Genomic DNA, 1,143 nt, shown 5'->3' on the forward strand with positions numbered 1-1,143 from the left:
CCCCGAGGGCCCCGCTCCGCCCAGCCCGCGGGCGATGTGGGCCCACGCCGCGTTGCCCTACGCCACGCTCACCGCCGCGGGCCTGCTGATCCTGGGCAAGCTGGCCACCGGTGCCCGCCTCGACCGGTTCGAGACCTACGGCATGATCACACTGCTGGTGCTCGCCCTGCTCCGGCAGATGGTCACCCTCGCCGAGAACACCCGGCTACTCGCCGAGATCCGGGAACGCGAACGGCAACTGCACCACCAGGCGTTCCACGACCCGCTGACCGGCCTGGCGAACCGGGCGCTGTTCACCCGCCGGCTGCAACGAGCCCTCATCCAAGGCACCGACAGCGACGCCACCCACGCCCCCGCCGACGGCACGGTGTCTGTCCTGTTCCTGGACCTTGACGGCTTCAAACGGGTGAACGACGCCTTCGGCCACGTCGTCGGTGACGAACTTCTCCAGATCAGTGCTGACCGGCTACGGGCGGAAACCCGCGCGGTCGACACCGTCGCCCGCCTCGGCGGCGACGAGTTCGGCGTCATCCTCGACGGCGGCGGCCCCGACGACCCCCGCCGCATCGGCGAACGGCTCGCCACCGCCGTCCAGGCCCCCTGCCTGCTGGCGGGGCGGCCCTACACTCCCCACGCCAGCCTCGGCCTGGTCACCCTCGACAACGCCGCCCACCGACCCGCCACCCCCGACATCCTGATCCACCAGGCCGACCTGGCCATGTACACCGCCAAACGCGCACAAACCGGCAGACTCGTCATCTACGAACCCGAGATACCCACCCCCACCCACCACCCCGACCGCCCTGGACAGCCATAGACAGCGCCCCGAGTGGGCGCAGAGCGCTGTTCGGATAACCGGCCGGGGTGGACCAACCCGGGTGGGGGTTTGACCGGCCCACCCCGGGCAGCAAGTGGGTTGGAGCGCTGGCTGGCCTACTGCATGGGGATGTCGGCGTGGCTTGCAGCGCCCTAACTGGCCACCGGCCCCGGCACGTCCTACCCCCCGGGACCGGCGGTCTGACCTAAATCCGCCAGTAGCTGGTGATGTTGAGGGTTTGTAGATGGCTGGAACGTGAGCGGGTGCCTGCCGTGCAGGGAGAATCGGGGTTACCACACCAACCGATGGCTTCCTGACGAGGGGCA

At 70.0% G+C, this 1,143-nt stretch carries 1 protein-coding gene; it reads left to right on the forward strand.

What is annotated here, in order from left to right; all coding sequences use genetic code 11:
* Positions 1-817, forward strand: an 817-nt coding sequence (locus tag FMEAI12_RS30380) for a GGDEF domain-containing protein (protein ID WP_146776799.1), incomplete at its 5' end; no start/stop codon positions are given.
* Between the last annotated feature and the right edge of the window lie 326 nt (positions 818-1,143).

The organism is Parafrankia sp. Ea1.12 (assembly GCF_900465275.1).
Classification (GTDB): domain Bacteria; phylum Actinomycetota; class Actinomycetes; order Frankiales; family Frankiaceae; genus Parafrankia; species Parafrankia soli.